At 36.4% G+C, this 16,454-nt stretch carries 12 protein-coding genes; 10 read left to right on the plus strand and 2 right to left on the minus strand.

Annotation, left to right across the window (positions count from 1 at the left end; all coding sequences use genetic code 11):
• Positions 1–29: 29 nt before the first annotated feature.
• Entirely contained in the window at positions 30–1,556 is a 1,527-nt protein-coding gene (gene purH, locus DU508_RS12445) for a bifunctional phosphoribosylaminoimidazolecarboxamide formyltransferase/IMP cyclohydrolase (protein WP_115403127.1), read from the minus strand.
• A gap of 1,037 nt (positions 1,557–2,593) precedes the next feature.
• The gene (gene purN, locus DU508_RS12450; RefSeq protein WP_115403128.1) at positions 2,594–3,172 is read right to left on the minus strand and encodes a phosphoribosylglycinamide formyltransferase; all 579 of its coding nucleotides are present in this window, start codon (positions 3,170–3,172) and stop codon (positions 2,594–2,596) included.
• Between the two features lie 241 nt (positions 3,173–3,413).
• Here purN and rpsT point away from each other — a divergent pair, with 241 nt between their 5' ends.
• The 10 genes from rpsT (at position 3,414) to DU508_RS12500 (ending at position 16,397) form a co-directional block, all read left to right on the plus strand.
• Complete coding sequence (gene rpsT, locus DU508_RS12455; protein ID WP_010603296.1) at positions 3,414–3,668, plus strand: 30S ribosomal protein S20; 255 nt, start codon at positions 3,414–3,416, stop codon at positions 3,666–3,668.
• Positions 3,669–3,741: 73 nt separating this feature from the next.
• Positions 3,742–4,440: a RadC family protein gene (gene radC / locus DU508_RS12460; RefSeq protein WP_115403129.1), complete on the plus strand. Its 699-nt coding sequence runs from the start codon at positions 3,742–3,744 to the stop codon at positions 4,438–4,440.
• Between the two features lie 130 nt (positions 4,441–4,570).
• Positions 4,571–5,407: an endonuclease/exonuclease/phosphatase family protein gene (locus tag DU508_RS12465; protein WP_115403130.1), complete on the plus strand. Its 837-nt coding sequence runs from the start codon at positions 4,571–4,573 to the stop codon at positions 5,405–5,407.
• Between the two features lie 712 nt (positions 5,408–6,119).
• Positions 6,120–8,519 carry a phenylalanine--tRNA ligase subunit beta gene (gene pheT, locus DU508_RS12470; protein ID WP_115403131.1) on the plus strand — a complete coding sequence of 800 codons (2,400 nt, stop codon included), beginning with the start codon at positions 6,120–6,122 and terminating at the stop codon, positions 8,517–8,519.
• Between the two features lie 31 nt (positions 8,520–8,550).
• Positions 8,551–8,841: a hypothetical protein gene (locus DU508_RS12475; protein ID WP_115403132.1), complete on the plus strand. Its 291-nt coding sequence runs from the start codon at positions 8,551–8,553 to the stop codon at positions 8,839–8,841.
• Positions 8,842–8,874: 33 nt separating this feature from the next.
• On the plus strand, positions 8,875–9,165 hold the full coding sequence (locus DU508_RS12480; protein ID WP_115403133.1) for a cell division protein ZapA: 291 nt from the start codon (positions 8,875–8,877) through the stop codon (positions 9,163–9,165).
• Positions 9,166–9,465: 300 nt separating this feature from the next.
• Complete coding sequence (rny, locus tag DU508_RS12485) at positions 9,466–11,037, plus strand: ribonuclease Y (RefSeq protein WP_115403134.1); 1,572 nt, start codon at positions 9,466–9,468, stop codon at positions 11,035–11,037.
• A 404-nt stretch (positions 11,038–11,441) separates the two neighbouring features.
• Entirely contained in the window at positions 11,442–11,957 is a 516-nt protein-coding gene (locus DU508_RS12490; protein WP_115403135.1) for an Mpo1 family 2-hydroxy fatty acid dioxygenase, read from the plus strand.
• Between the two features lie 150 nt (positions 11,958–12,107).
• A complete protein-coding gene (locus tag DU508_RS12495; protein WP_115403348.1) occupies positions 12,108–14,864 on the plus strand; it encodes a TonB-dependent receptor in 2,757 nt (918 codons plus the stop codon).
• A gap of 81 nt (positions 14,865–14,945) precedes the next feature.
• Positions 14,946–16,397: a hypothetical protein gene (locus DU508_RS12500; protein ID WP_115403136.1), complete on the plus strand. Its 1,452-nt coding sequence runs from the start codon at positions 14,946–14,948 to the stop codon at positions 16,395–16,397.
• Positions 16,398–16,454 lie beyond the last annotated feature (57 nt).

Raw genomic sequence — 16,454 nt, forward strand, 5'->3', positions numbered from 1 at the left:
TTTAAACCCTTTGCCTTCAGTCCTTTAGCCTAGTGTTTAAAATGTCTTACGCCCGTGGTTACCATTGCAATTCCTTTTTCGTTAGCTTTTGCAACAGAATCTGCATCTTTAATAGATCCGCCTGGTTGTAAAACGGCTGTGATTCCAGCATCAGCAGCAATTTCCACGCAATCAGGAAATGGGAAGAAAGCATCAGATGCCATTACACTTCCTTTAATACTGAAACCGAAAGATGCTGCTTTTTCAATGGCTTGCTTTAACGCATCAACACGGGAAGTCTGACCGACACCGCTGGCAATTAACACATCATCCTTAACCAAAACAATGGTATTAGATTTTGTGTGCTTAACAATTTTATTTGCAAAGTATAAATCTTTTAATTCTTGTGCCGTTGGTACTTTATCGGTAACGGTAGTCATTTGCTCCGGTCCTTCAATAATCAAATCTTTATCCTGCTCAATTACACCATTCAACAAAGTTTTGAATTGCTTTTTGCTCAATTCAACTTCATTGCGTTTTAAGATCACACGGTTTTTCTTTTTGCTGAATAATTCAACCGCCTCCGGTTGGTAAGATGGTGCAATTAGAACCTCAAAAAACAAATTGTTGATTTCTTCAGCAGTGGCTAAATCAACCTCAGCGTTTGTGATTAAAACACCACCAAAAGCTGAAACCGGATCACAGGCTAATGCATCGATCCAGGCTTGTTTAACAGTAGGACGAGAAGCAATGCCGCAGGCATTTGTATGTTTTAAGATCGCAAAAGTAGGATCTTCAAATTCGTCAATCAATGCAACGGCCGCATCCACATCAACCAGGTTATTGTAAGAAAGTTCTTTTCCGTTCAGTTTGGTGAACATGGCATCTAAGTCGCCATAAAATACAGCACCTTGATGCGGGTTTTCGCCGTAACGTAAAGTTTTAGCATCAGCAACACTCTGTTTAAAAACATCAAGTGGTTCTTCTTCGTTAAAATAATTGAAGATTGCCGTATCATAGTGAGAAGAGGTGTGGAAAGCTTTTTTAGCATAGGTTTTACGCTGTGCCAAAGTAGTTTCGCCATTTTGTTCTTCTAATTGAGCCTGTAAAGTAGGGTAGTCGTTTTTAGAAGCGATGATTACCACATCGTTAAAGTTTTTCGCAGCGGCACGAATCAACGAAATTCCACCGATATCGATTTTCTCAATGATTTCTTCAGGTGTTCCGCCAGCTTTTACAGTTTCTTCAAAAGGGTATAAATCAACAATAACCAGGTCAATTTCAGGGATTTCGTATGCTGCAATTTGCTCCTGATCGCCCGCTAAGGCTCTGCGGTTTAAAATTCCACCAAAAACTTTAGGGTGTAAGGTTTTAACACGGCCACCTAAAATTGATGGATAACCGGTTAAATCTTCAACAGCCGTAACTGGTAAATTTAAATCTTTGATGAATTGCTCTGTTCCACCGGTAGAAAATAACTGTACACCTTGTGCGGCTAATAATTTTACCAATGGGGCTAAACCATCTTTATAATATACTGAAATTAAAGCGTTTTTGATTTTAATGGGTTGACTCATTCTACTCGACATTTTGAGCCGCAAAGGTAGTAAAACAGGATTGTTTTTTTATTATGTCTTTGAGTAAAAAATCATCTTATTCTCCACTGCGTTCAGAATGATAGTGGTTAAAGGGTTTGTCATTCTCAGGGATGATTATTTCATAACAATCAATATAAATGACTTATTCTGCGAACGAGAACTGAAGGTCTGAGATAAATTTTGTTGAGATTCCCGTCATTGCGAACTGAAGAAAAGGCATGTGCGTTGGAGTGAGGCAATCTTTCCAACGATGCAATTGGGGTTATAATGACAAAACAGATTGCTTCGTCGTGCCGCCTCATGATAACAGTAGGCGGGACACAAATTTGAAGTAAGATAAAACATTGTTGAAATGCTCTTCATTACCTTAACAGCGAAAGCTTTAAGGATTCCTCCTGCGCGGAAATGACAGCAGTGTACCATGCTCTTTGCGTAAAACAATAATAACGTTTAGATTCTTCAGGTATTTTCCCGCAGATGTCGCTGATTACGCAGATAAAAAATAGTCCGCGTAATTTTCTTAAATCTGCGGGATATTATTTCTTTAAAAACTTTAATTAAATCCTGATTAACAATAAATTACAAAAACACGTCAATGATAGGGATGATTTATTTTGCTTCGCAGCTACTTCGTGGTCATAACAATCAATATAATAACGTTTAGATTCTTCAGGTATTTTCCCGCAGATGTCGCTGATTACGCAGATAAAAAATAGTCTGCGTAATTTTCTTGAATCTGAGGATCATACGATAGGTAACAAGCGGAGAGGGAATGAATAGCACTTAATCCGGAGGGTATTCAGATTTTAAACATGCAATAAAATGCAACCATCATGGGATAGGACTGGGCTTTGATAGCAATATACATTGACCTCGAATAGTCTGGGATTAAAAAGAAAGTACTTCTTGTATCCCTGAATAACGGTTGTAGTGGAATAAATGCAATCACACCATATTAACCAGTTGTGAACATTTTGTGGTGAACAAAAAGGTTAATAATACATGTATAATTATAACTATTTCTTTATCTTCTTTACCAGGCTTTCAACAATGCGGGGATAATGTTGATGCTCCAGCTGTTGTCCCTTAAATTTTATCATTTCTAAATTGTCGTCCTTGTCAATTTTATAACGGGCCTGGTAAATGTATTCGCCTTCATCGTAATTTTCATCAATATAATGAATGGTAATTCCGCCCTCAGTTTCGCCTGCTGTCATTACGGCATGGTGTACATGGTCGCCATACATGCCCTTTCCGCCAAACTTTGGTAAAATTGCAGGATGGATATTAACGATTCTACCCGGATAAGCGGCAATTAAATTTTGAGGAATCAGCCATAAAAAACCTGCGAGAACAATGAAATCAATATCCAGGTTTTTGAGTAAATCGATCACTTCGTCAGTTTTATAAAATTCGTGTTTATCGAAAATATGGGTTGGTATTTCAAAATTGTCTGCTCTCTGAAGTACATACGCATCAGCATTGTTGGTCAGCACCAAAGAAATTTCAATGTCATTACTGCGTTTAAAATGCTCCATTAGTTTTTGGGCATTGGAGCCAGAACCGGAAGCAAAGATGGCTATTCGTTTTTTCACTCGAAAATCGTTTTCTTCAAAAATAGTGTTTTTAAGCTTGTTTTCTTAATTCTTATCAATTTTTGTTCCAAAGTTAAAGCGTTATAAATGAATAAATTTAATGTATTTTTGCACCATCGAAATGAGGTTAAGTTTAAACGAATAAAAAAGTTAAATTCTTTTGTAATTTAAAAACATAAACTCTATATTTGCAACCCGAATTATAGGAAACGATTAAAGAAAAATAAAAGGCTAAATAGAAATGGCAAATCATAAATCTTCATTAAAAAGAATTAGAGCAAACGCAACAAAACGTTTACGCAACAGATATCAGGCAAAAACCACACGTACTTTCATTAAAAGATTGCGTGCTGCAGAAGATAAAAAATCTGCATCAGATTTATTGCCTAAAGTAATCTCTATGTTAGATCGTTTAGCTAAAAAGAACATTATTCACAAAAATAAAGCGGCAAACAATAAATCAAAATTAACGAAATTCGTTAACGGTTTAGCATAATCCACTTTTTTTACGATATTAGTGAAGGCATCCCAACCAAAAGTTGGGATGCCTTTTTTTTGTGTAAAAAATTATGGGAGATTACGAACAAAAACTGGGCATTAAACTTTGGGCGGAGGAAGACCGGCCAAGAGAGAAATTATTACAACATGGCCGCAGGCACTTAACCGATGCAGAATTAATTGCTATTTTGATTGGTTCCGGAAACAGAAACGAAACTGCTGTTGATTTAAGCAAAAGAATTTTAGCATTCTATGATAATAACCTCACGAAAATAGGCAAAGCTTCGATACAAGATCTTTCTAAATTCAAAGGGATTGGAGAGGCCAAGGCAATATCTGTAATTGCGGCGTTAGAGTTAGGTTTGCGTAGAAAGGAAACGCAGGAAGAGCAACTTAATCAGATCACAGCATCCAGCGATGTTCATAAATATTTTCAACATACTTTTGCAGATCTGAATCACGAAGAATTCTGGATTCTCTTGCTCAACCGATCTAACCATATCATTGGTAAACATCTTATCAGCAAGGGTGGTCAGGCAGGAACCGTTGCTGATCCTAAGGTTATCTTTAAAGTAGCCCTTGAGAATAATGCTGCCAATATTGTTTTAGCGCATAATCATCCTTCCGGGAATTTAAAACCCAGTGAAAGCGATAATAAATTGACCAGAGATTTAGTGGCATCGGGAATGATGCTGGGGCTTTATGTAGTTGATCATTTGATATTTGCCAGCAATAATTATTATAGTTATAAAGATGAGGATTTGATTTGAGCCAGGATTTTTAAGATGATCAGATTTTAAGTTCATGAATTTTATTTCCTGATTTAGATAATTTCAAAATTTAAAACTCAATTAACACTAAATTAGTAATATTGGCAAATAGAAACTATAAAATTAACAGATGAGAACTTTTAGAATAATCCTTTCCTTTTTACTTATTTCAACAATGGCGCTGGCTCAGAAAAAAGGAGCACCAATCAATATCATTACTTATAATATACGTTTAAATGTTTCTTCTGATGGCGTAAATTCCTGGCCAAACCGAAAGGATAACGTTAAGGCTTTAGTGAAGTTTCACGATGCAGATATTCTTTGCGTTCAGGAGGCGCTGCCAGAGCAATTTGATGCACTGCTTGAAAATTCAAATTTTGATGTGGTGGGTGTTGGTCGCGATGATGGTAAACGTAAAGGTGAATTTTCTGCTGTTTACTTTGATAAGGATCGTTTTACGAAGAAAGATGGCGGAACTTTTTGGCTTTCAGAAACGCCGGATGTGCCGTCAAAAGGTTGGGATGCAGCGCTAAACAGGGTTTGTAGCTGGGTTAGGTTGTACGATAAGTTAAATAAAAAGGAATTTCTGGTTTTCAATACGCATTATGATCATATTGGCGTGAATGCCAGAATAGAATCTGCTAAATTATTGAAGCAGAAAATTCAGCAAATTGCCCCAACTTTGCCTGTTGTTTTTACTGGTGATTTAAATGTAACACCAGAAACAGAGGCAATTGCTACAATAAAATCTTTTCTAATCGATGCAAAAGAAATAAGCCAGGAGCCTCCGTATGGTCCGAATGGAACATTTAATGCTTTTGATTTTAACAGTGATTTGAAAAATAGAATAGATTATATTTTTGTTAATAAGGGGTTTAAAGTACAAAAGTTTGCTGTATTGACCGATAGTAAGGATAAAAGATATTTTTCTGATCACTTGCCGGTTTTCGCCAGACTTTGGTTTTAAGGATTGTTTTTTTGAGATGACGGGTTAGTAAAATCGTCGTTGCGAAGGAGTTCTCCGATCTTTCATCGGTATCGACTGCGGAATGGAGCCGTCATTGAGCAGCCAATTCTTTATTGACTGTGGCAATCTCCTTCGGGAAATTACTGTTTGGGTGGTGTTTTAAAGAGAGAATTACAGCGTTAAGATTGTCGCAAAACAAATTGCTTTGTCGTTCCTCCCCGTATGAGGTAAGGGACAATTACCCCTCCCAACGCACAACCCGTCACATCCCCTCCTTAAAACAAGGAGGGGTGTTTCCTCATATCCTTGTTACGCATACTCTGGCCTAAGAAAATAAACCCCACCTGAGACATTTAAGAACACCTCAGCTATATTTTTATATGGCAAAAACAACGCTTAATGATTTTGCTTTGGGTTGAACGCAGGGTTTACACGTAAAAGTCAGGCTGCCTTATTAGCTAAGAGCCTTCCCCGCATTCGAAGGGTGCGTATAATAACGGCTGGTTTGATTTTCCTTGTTGTTTAGCTTTCTGCTTTGACCTTTAAATAATATCTTTGCGTTTTATGAAATAGAGTATTAGTTGAGATTTGTCTTAATACCTGATACTCACTATCCGATTTTTCAAAAATGAAGCCGTCATGATTTTGCCAGTTTTTGGTAAATAATTAAAATCATGATCACTTCATTACAGATAAAAACAAAATTAACTAAATGAAAATATCATATAACTGGTTAAAACAATTCGTACAAATAGATCAAACTCCTCAGGAGCTTTCTTTAATCCTAACCAATATTGGTTTAGAGGTTGAAAGCGTAGATAAAGTTCAGCCAGTTGTGGGTGGCTTAGAGGGTTTAGTTATTGGCGAGGTTTTAACTTGTGTACAACATCCCAATGCCGATCGTTTGCGTGTAACTACTGTAAATGTTGGCGGAAAAGAAAATCTTCAAATTGTATGTGGCGCACCTAACGTTGGTGCCGGGCAAAAAGTAGTTGTTGCCACCGTAGGTACAACCGTTTATCCATTAGAAGGAGAACCTTTTAAAATCAAGGAATCAAAAATCAGAGGAGAAGTTTCGCAAGGGATGATTTGCGCTGAAGACGAAATTGGTTTAGGCAAATCTCATGATGGAATTATGATTTTAGCTGATGATACTGAAATTGGAATCCGTGCAAAAGATCATTTCAAAATGGATGATGATTTTGTCTTCGAAATCGGATTAACACCAAACCGTGCCGATGCAGCATCTCATTTAGGTGTGGCCCGCGATCTGGCTGCTTATTTCAGAAGTGAATATGAAATGCCTGATCTTTCAGCTTTCAAAACAGATAATGAAAACTTGATTATCCCCGTTGAAGTTGAAGATTTAGATGCTTGTCCGCGTTATAGCAGTGTCACTATTTCAGGTGTAACAGTAACAGAATCTCCAGATTGGTTAAAAGATAAATTGAAGGTTATCGGGCTTCGCCCGATTAATAACGTGGTTGATATTACAAACTATGTTTTACATGGCTTAGGCCAGCCGTTACATGCTTTTGATGCCGATAAAATTGCCGGTAGAAAAGTGATAGTGAAAAAAGTTGCTGAGGGAACACCTTTTGTAACGCTTGATGACGTGGAGCGGAAGCTAAGTGCAGATGATTTAATGATTTGCAATGCTGATGCGCCAATGTGTATCGCCGGTGTTTTCGGTGGAAAAACTTCAGGAGTTGATACCGCAACTAAAAATATCTTTTTAGAAAGCGCTTACTTCAATTCGGTTTCTGTACGGAAAACAGCAAAGAGACATGGTTTAAAAACCGATGCATCTTTCCGTTTCGAGCGTGGAACTGATCCGGAAATCACAGTCACTGCTTTAAAATATGCTGCCCTTTTAATTAAAGAACTGGCAGGTGGCGAAATTTCATCATCAGTTTCTGATATTTATCCGGAACACATTAAGCCGTTTGAGTTTGAAGTGAGTTACACCAACATCAATAAGTTAATCGGGGCAAATATTCCATCGGCAGAGATTAAGCACATTATTACAGCGTTGGGTATTTCTGCAACCAATACTTCAGATGATACGCTGGCCTTGAGGGTGCCATCTTTTAAGGTTGATGTAACCCGCGAATGTGATATTACTGAGGAAGTTTTACGTATTTATGGTTATAATAATATCGAAATTCCATCAAAGGTAAACGCATCACTTTCATACAGCACAAAGCCTGAAAAAGAAAATACGCATAATGTAATCGCTGATATGCTTACGGCAAATGGCTATGCAGAGATTATGTGTAACTCATTAACAAAATCTGCTTATTCGAAAAATCTGGACGAGGCGGTGTTCATTTTGAATCCTCTAAGCAGTGATTTGAATGTGATGCGCCAAAACTTATTGATGCCGGCTTTAGAGAGCGTGGCGTACAACCAAAACCGTAAAAATGCTGATGTTAAGTTTTACGAGTTCGGTAAAACCTATCATTTAATTAATGAGAAGTATGTGGAGCGCCCAAGATTGTTGTTGTTAATCTCCGGAGCAAAACAAAGTGAACAATGGAATCAAAATGCCAAACCAGCCACTTTTTATAATTTAAAATCTGCTGTTGATGCCGTGATTTCCCGTTTAGGAATTTCGAGCTATCAAACTGATACTTTAAATGATGAGAACTTTGCTTATGGAATTAAATATTTCCGTGGTGATAAAACCCTGGTGAGTTTTGGTGCTGTGAGTAAAGCAGATCGTAAAGTTGCCGATGTAAATGCAGAGGTTTTCTATGCTGATTTTGATTGGGCGGGCTTGCTGGATATCGTGAAGAAAAATAAAATTGTCAACAAAGAAGTATCAAAATATCCGGCAGTGCGCAGAGATTTATCTTTGCTGATTGATCAGGCCGTAACTTTCGATACCTTAAAAGGAATTGCATTTAAAACGGATAAAAAACTGATTAAAGAAGTTGGGGTTTTTGATGTTTATGTTGGCGATAAATTACCAGCTGGCAAAAAATCTTATGCTTTAAACTTCATTTTGCAAGATGAGGAACAAACCTTAACAGATAAGCAAATTGAAAGCACAATGCAAAAGTTAATCGCAAATTTAACTCAGCAAGCAGGGGCAGAAATTAGGAAATAAAATATAAATTCGTATTTTTAGAAATAAATTCATGGCTTCTGTTGCAGATCAATTAGATAAAGTAGTACAAAAAACGGCTCGGTTAATAGAGTTGTGTAATGCTTTGCAGGAAGAAAATGATTTATTAAAGCTTGAAAATCAGTCGTTAAAAGTTGCGCTTGATACTGCTAAAGGTAAAAATGTAGATCTTGAAGAAAAATTAAGGGTTACAAAATTGGCTAAGAGCATTGAAGGCACAAGTGAAAAATCGCTTGATATTAAACAAAAAATTAACGATTTTGTGCGGGAGATTGATAAAAGTATCGCATTGTTAAAAAAATAAATAATGCGAAGAAATCAGAAACTAAGCTAACAAATGGGAGAAATCTCGATTAAAATAACCATTTCCGACCGTATTTATCCCTTAAAGGTAAATACAGAAGAGGAAGAAATTGTGAGACGGGCAGCTAAAATGATCAATGAGCGCATAAAAGATTATCAGGATAATTATGCGGTTAGAGATAAGCAGGATCTTCTTTCTATGGCAGTTTTGCACTATGCAACCGCCGTATTGAGAACGGAAAATAAAGTACAAAGTCAGGATACTGCTGTTGCCGATAAAGTTGAAGAATTGGATGTTTTACTCAACAGTTTCTTTACAAAATAAAGGTTCGTTCTTTAGAGTGATTGTCATTCTGGCGCAGGCCAGATCTGATACATAAGATGCTGAACTAAATTCAGCATGACAATGACTTGAAATATATTAGCACAAAAATATAGCCGCAGCTAGTTTTTGAGTTTCAAATTTTATAAAACTTAACACTTCAATATCTATGGGGTTAAGAGGGCGTATTTCATCTGCTATGGCACCTGAAAATGGCTTAAATCCCAATTATGCTTAGTTGAGGTTTAAAATGTATGAGACTTTAAAAAATTAGTTGCGGTTTTTTTTTACTTAAAAAACAAAATGGAGATAACGGAAATTCTAGGATACATATTTGCCCTAATAGCAGGCTTAGGTATCGGTATAGTGGTAGGGAGATACTTACTACGCAACTTGCTTAAACAGCAGGAAGTCGCAGCTCAAAACAAGGTAAAGAAGATTTTAAAGGATGCAGAAAATAATGCAGAAATCTTAAAAAAGAATAAACTTTTAGAAGCAAAAGAGAAATTTTTGCAAATGAAAGCTGAGCATGAACAAGAAGTTAATGCTAAAAACAACACCATTAACCAACGCGAAAATACCATTAAGCAGAAAGAGCAATCGGTAAATCAGCGCATGGAAAACTTCAATAAAAAAGAACAGGAGTTAGATAAACAAAAGAGCAATCTTGAGAAACAAACTGAACTGGCTGTTAAAAAACAAGAAGAAGTTGAAGTGTTAAAAAATCAGCACCTTAAGCAGTTAGAAACCATTGCTGGCCTTTCTGCTGAGGAAGCTAAAGAGCAATTGGTAGAAAACCTGAAACAGGAAGCCCGTACACAGGCCATGATGCAGGTTAAAGATATTGTTGATGAGGCAAAATTAACCGCAAGTAAGGAAGCTAAAAAAGTAGTTATACAAACTATTCAACGTACTGCAACTGAAGCGGCAATTGAAAATTCAGTTTCCATTTTCCATATTGAAAGTGATGAAATTAAAGGCCGCGTAATTGGTAGAGAAGGTAGAAACATCCGCGCTTTGGAAGCCGCTACCGGCATTGAAATTATTGTTGATGATACCCCTGAAGCGATCATTCTATCTGGTTTTGATCCCGTAAGAAGAGAGATTGCCCGTTTGGCTCTACACCGTTTGGTAACGGATGGTCGTATTCACCCGGCTCGTATTGAAGAGATTGTTGCCAAAACCAAAAAGCAAATTGAAGATGAGATTGTAGAAATTGGCGAGCGTACGGTTATTGATTTGGGCATTCACGGTTTACACCCTGAGCTCATTAGAATGGTTGGCCGTATGCGTTACCGTTCATCTTATGGACAAAACCTTTTACATCACTCACGCGAGGTGGCTAATTTTTGTGCAACGATGGCTGCAGAATTAGGCTTAAATGCGAAGATGGCTAAACGCGCTGGTTTATTACACGATATCGGTAAAGTGCCTGATGATAATCCTGAATTGCCTCACGCAATTTTGGGTATGCAGTTAGCCGAAAAATATAAAGAACACCCGGAAATTTGTAATGCTATTGGTGCTCACCACGATGAAATTGAGATGACGTCGATGATTTCTCCAATTGTACAAGCTTGTGATGCGATTTCAGGCGCTCGTCCGGGGGCACGTAGAGAAGTTGTGGAAAGTTATATTAAACGCTTGAAAGATTTAGAGGAATTGGCTTTGTCTTATCCGGGTGTGGAGAAAACTTTTGCAATTCAAGCAGGTAGAGAATTACGTGTAATTGTAGAAAGTGAAAGAATTACTGATGCACAGGCCGAATTACTGGCAGCTGATATTTCAACCCGGATTCAAACGGAGATGACTTATCCTGGGCAGATCAAGGTTACCGTTATCCGTGAAACACGTTCGGTAGCATTTGCGAAGTAATAAATGCGCCGTCACTCTGACCTGTAGCGAAACGGAAAGCTACGAGTAAATTTATTTCAGAGTGCGTACGATAGAATGCTAAGATAAATTCAGCATGACTAAAACATAAAGCGATGGAGTTTTTCCATCGCTTTTTTATTGCCATAATTATGCTTATCGCCTATCGTTCTCGTTTGTAACGAGGATGTATGAAATTGGCGATTTTATCGCTTAAATAGTCAATTCACATTAAAAATGTGTTTCTCTTTTGTCCTTGTTACAAACGAGGACAATTTAAGTAAATGATTCGCATATGGATATAAACCATCAGTACCAAACAAAAGTTCATCTTTTTAATTCATCAGCTATTACTTAAAACGGCTAATAATCATCGCTCACTAGAATATTTTTTTTATTTTTACATAATGAGCAAGCAGACTATACAAATCGAACCAAAGCGTCCTGTTGATGTACTTTTTGATAAGTATGCCGAAAGTCATCAAAATCCAACCAATAAATTGGTGCATTGGATTTGCGTTCCATTAATTGTGTTTAGTTTATTGGGCTTGGTTTGGCAAATCCCTTTTCCATATCTGGGATTTCTGGGTCGTTATAACGGTTATTTCAATTGGGCCTCTTTTCTTTTGGCTTTTAGTTTGTATTATTATTTTACATTGTCGCCCACACTATTTTTCCTTATGATTTGGGTAGTGGGTTTAATGAGCTACATCATTGTGAAAATTGAGCAAGCTGTTGGTTTAGGTAGTGGAACTGCATATACTATTTATGCTGCGATATTTGTAGCGGCCTGGATCGGTCAATTCATTGGTCATAAAATTGAAGGAAAGAAGCCATCGTTTCTCGATGATGTTAAGTTTCTGTTAATCGGACCGATTTGGTTATTGCACTTCATTTGCAAAAAAGCAGGCATTAAGTACTAATCCAAAAGCTGATAACATTAAATTAACACTTATCTAAACAAAGCTTAATTAACATCTAACATATAGCTAACATTGTGGTAATAGCTTTGCCTAAAATTAAACACAGGCAAATTGGACTTAATCACAATTTTTAAAAAATCGGCATTAGTCATGCTGATTTCATTTCTGAGCGTAACGGCTTATGCACAAACTGGTAAAATTTCCGGAACGGTAACCGATAAAAAAACAGGGGAAACCTTAATTGGTGTATCAGTTAAAATAAAAGGAACAAATAAAGGTGTTTCAACTGATGTAGATGGTCATTATACGCTTCAGGCAATGGCCAACGGGAATTACATACTTGAATTTTCTTATGTTGGGTATCAAACCAAAGAAGTTTCGGATGTAGAAGTCAAGTCTCCTTCCATTACCAATTTAAATGTTGTTCTTAATGAAACCGGCGGGCAAAATTTACAAGAAGTTGTTGTAAAAGCTAGTTATAAACAAGAATCTATCAACACCTTGTATGCCCAACAAAAAAATAGTGCTTTAATTTCTGATGGTATTTCCAGTGAGCAAATTAAAAAATCACCCGATCGAAATACTTCTGATGTATTAAAAAGAGTAAGTGGTGCAACAATACAAGACAATAAGTTTGTAATTGTTCGTGGATTAAGTGATCGTTACAATACAGCAACCCTTGATAATTCAACATTGCCAAGCACCGAAGCGAATAAAAAGGCCTTTTCTTTTGATATAGTACCATCAAACTTAGTTGATAAAATTACTATTAGTAAAACCGCTACTCCCGATTTACCAGCAGATTTCGCGGGCGGAGCAGTTCAGATTGTTACCAAAGATATTCCAGATCAAAATTTTCTATCTTTTGGCATCGGATATGGTTATAATAGTCAATCTACTTTCAAAGATTTTTCCGCGACAAAAAAGAATGCGTTGAACTATTTAGGATATGAAGATGGTTCGAAACAGCTGGCAGAAAATTTTCCAAGCAGTGATTTGATTGCGAAAGGAACCTTACCAAGCTCAAAAAACATTGCCGCATTGAAATCATTGCCGAATGATTATAGCATAAAGAATACTAAAGCATTACCAACTCAAAATTATCAGTTTAATTTAGGAAGGGTTAAAAACTTTGAGAGTGGAAACAAGTTTGGAGCTATGATTTCGGCAACTTATAGAAACGCTCAAACAATTAATCAGGATGTTGAGCGTAACTTTTATGTTTACGATTATATTGATGATCAGTATAAATTCTCTACCAATTTAGGTGCATTAGCAAACTTTGCATACAGTTTTGGTAAAAATAAAATCAGTTTTAAAAACATCTACAATAAAAATTATGATGATAATTATGCCGTTCGTGCAGGTATAAAAGATGGAAACTCACTCAACCAATTTTATGCTTACGATGTGATGCAAAAATCGTTGTTTAAAACTACTTTTGAAGGAGATCATCAAATTGGTAAAGGCAATAATAAATTGAAATGGACTGCCTCTTATAGCAATATTGGTAACAATCAACCTAATCAGTTGAAAATTAATTATACTAAGCCACTCGCGGCTCAGAATGATCCTTCTGTATTGTACCAGGCAAATATTACTTCTTTAGGTAAAGATAATACAAGATTATTTTCAGATTTGAATGAAGATATTTATGCTGGTGACATAAATTATAGCACTCCTTTTAAATTGTTTGATGCATCTACAACAATGAAAATAGGCTTAGGTTCTCAATACCGCGATCGTGCTTTTGATGCTCGCTTTATTGGTGCTGAACTGGTTACAAATGATGCAGATATGCAAACCAGGATCAGAGCTTTACCTGTTACGGAAATTTTCTCTCATTCACTATTCGAATCAGGTGTATATAGGCTTGCAGAAGTTGGTGGGCCGCTTGATAGCTACAAAGCCAATTCATTCACTAATTATGGTTATGTAATGCTCGATCAAAAATTTGGAGAAAACTTTAGAGCTGTGTACGGTGCAAGAGTAGAGAATTATAACGTTAAAGTATTAAACTCACTCCAAACATATGTTGATGATAACCAACTTGACGTTCTGCCGTCAGTAAACTTAACTTATAGCTTAACTAAAAAAGCAAATTTACGGGCTTCATATTATCGTACGTTAGCCAGACCTGAGTTTAGAGAGCTTTCTTTATCATCATTCTATGATTATGAACTTTTAGGGAATATTACAGGTAATCCAAACTTAAAAAGATCATTAATAGACAATGCAGATTTAAGATATGAAATTTATCCTGAGGCAGGGCAACTATTTTCTATCTCTGCATTCTACAAACATTTTACAAATGCCATTGAATCTTATCGTTATGACGTATTATCAACACCTGATGTATCGTTCTTCAATACTCCCAAGGCTTATACATATGGGTTAGAATTGGAGGCTAGAAAGAATCTGAACTTTATTAACGAAAGTGGTTTTTTTAAAAATACCATAGCTTATTTTAACCTATCACTAATTAAATCTAAGGTTACTAATCCCACAGATCAGGATTTTATAGATAAGACTCGCCCAATGGTTGGTCAATCTCCTTATGTAATAAATGCAGGGTTACAACACAGCGCATTAGACAATAAATTAAACTTTAACATCTTATATAATAAAATTGGAAGAAGAATCATTCAAGCTGGTGGAATTCGTTTCCCTAGCACATGGGAAAATCCGAGAGATGTTATTGATTTTCAAGCTAGCTATAAAGTAATAAAATCAAGGGGTGAGGTTAAATTGAATATTGGAGATATTTTAAACCAGCGAAGTATCATCTATTTCGATTATAATAATGATAAAAAATACAATGGTAGCATTGGCAATGGTGGGGATGAAACCTTTTCTTCTTATAGAACAGGAACAAATGTGTCATTGTCCTTCAATTATTCTTTCTAGTCTTTACAATATGTTAATAGGATATTAATCTTGAAGAAAAACTAAAAGTGTCTATTTGTAAAAATATTTAAAACAAAAAAAATGAAAAACCAATTCCTACTACTTGCTTTATCAGTAGTTTTATTTTCAACTTCTTGCAAGAAGAATGTAATCGTTGAAGGCCCATCAACAGAAATCCCTGTAGAGGCAACAAATGTTGTAGAAATTTCTGGTGAAATTTCAGCAAATACAACTTGGTCAGCGAGTAAAATATACTTATTAAAAGGTTTTGTCTACGTTAGTAATGGTGCAACATTAACGATAGAGCCTGGAACTATTATTAAAGGTGATAAGGCCTCGAAAGGTACTTTAATTATTACTCGTGGTTCCAAAATTAATGCAACAGGTACAGTTGATAAGCCAATTGTATTTACATCGGCTTTAGCAGCCGGCGCACGTTCACAAGGAGATTGGGGTGGGGTTATTTTATTAGGTAAAGCTCCGGTAAACCAAGGCAATGATGTTAAAATTGAAGGCGGTTTAGTACAGCCTGCAGGAAAAGATGAAAAAGCGTATATCTTCTATGGCGGTACAGATGCTTCTGATAATTCCGGTATAATGAAATATGTACGTATTGAATTTGCAGGTATTGCTTACTCTGTAGATAATGAGATTAATGGATTGACCATGGGTGGGGTTGGTAATGGTACACAATTGGATTATATTCAGGTTTATCGTTCTGGTGATGATGCTTTTGAATGGTTTGGTGGAACTGTAAATGCTAAACATTTATTAGCAATTGGTACTTGGGATGATGATTTTGATACCGATTTTGGTTATTCAGGTAATGTTCAATTTGCATTAGCACAACGTGTTGCTACAGTTGCAGATCAATCACAATCAAATGGCTTCGAATCTGATAATAACGGCACAGGTACAAATCAAACGCCTAAAACCTCAGCCGTTTTCTCTAATGTAACTATCTTAGGCCCAATTAGAGCCGCAGGTGGTGCTTATAATGCTAACTTTTTTCATGGTGCTCAAATCCGTCGTAATTCTTCTATGAGCCTGTTAAACTCTGTAATTTCAGGCTTTCCTATTGGAATTTATATTGATGATACTAAAGTAGAAACTCCAGGTGCTACTGCAGCAAACTTTACTAGTGGTAGCATGGTTATTGCTAATAATTTAATTTATGGTACTAAAACCACAGAAGTAAGTGTAAGTAATACAGCAGTTGCGGCAGCTATCGAAACTAAATTACGTGCTGATAATACTTTTGCTTCAACTCTTTTTGCCGGGTCGCTTTTTAACAACCCATATACTTATGGAACAGATTTTGCATTAAGTGGAGCGGCTGGAAAAGCAGATTTTACGCTTTCAACTACGTCAGCAGCAGCAACTGGAGCTTCATTTACAAACGCTAAAGTTTCAGGTTCATTCTTTGATAAAGTTGATTACAAAGGTGCTTTCGGTACTGAAAACTGGGCAGCAGGTTGGGCTGAGGTTGATGCACAAAAATTGGAATATACAACCCCTGGTACAGTTAAATAATTAATATAATTCATAAATATAGAAAATGCCAGGTAGAAATATCTGGCATTTTTACGT

It is taken from the genome of Pedobacter chinensis (genome assembly GCF_003339865.1).
GTDB lineage: Bacteria > Bacteroidota > Bacteroidia > Sphingobacteriales > Sphingobacteriaceae > Pedobacter > Pedobacter chinensis.

Excerpts from the sequence above, each read along its gene's own strand:
- purH (WP_115403127.1), bottom strand. The coding sequence starts at position 1,556 with ATGAGTCAACCCATTAAAATCAAAAACGCTTTAATTTCAGTATATTAT.
- rpsT (WP_010603296.1), top strand. The coding sequence starts at position 3,414 with ATGGCAAATCATAAATCTTCATTAAAAAGAATTAGAGCAAACGCAACA.
- radC (WP_115403129.1), top strand. The coding sequence starts at position 3,742 with ATGGGAGATTACGAACAAAAACTGGGCATTAAACTTTGGGCGGAGGAA.
- DU508_RS12465 (WP_115403130.1), top strand. The coding sequence starts at position 4,571 with ATGAGAACTTTTAGAATAATCCTTTCCTTTTTACTTATTTCAACAATG.
- pheT (WP_115403131.1), top strand. The coding sequence starts at position 6,120 with ATGAAAATATCATATAACTGGTTAAAACAATTCGTACAAATAGATCAA.
- DU508_RS12475 (WP_115403132.1), top strand. The coding sequence starts at position 8,551 with ATGGCTTCTGTTGCAGATCAATTAGATAAAGTAGTACAAAAAACGGCT.
- DU508_RS12480 (WP_115403133.1), top strand. The coding sequence starts at position 8,875 with ATGGGAGAAATCTCGATTAAAATAACCATTTCCGACCGTATTTATCCC.
- rny (WP_115403134.1), top strand. The coding sequence starts at position 9,466 with ATGGAGATAACGGAAATTCTAGGATACATATTTGCCCTAATAGCAGGC.
- DU508_RS12490 (WP_115403135.1), top strand. The coding sequence starts at position 11,442 with ATGAGCAAGCAGACTATACAAATCGAACCAAAGCGTCCTGTTGATGTA.
- DU508_RS12495 (WP_115403348.1), top strand. The coding sequence starts at position 12,108 with ATGCTGATTTCATTTCTGAGCGTAACGGCTTATGCACAAACTGGTAAA.
- DU508_RS12500 (WP_115403136.1), top strand. The coding sequence starts at position 14,946 with ATGAAAAACCAATTCCTACTACTTGCTTTATCAGTAGTTTTATTTTCA.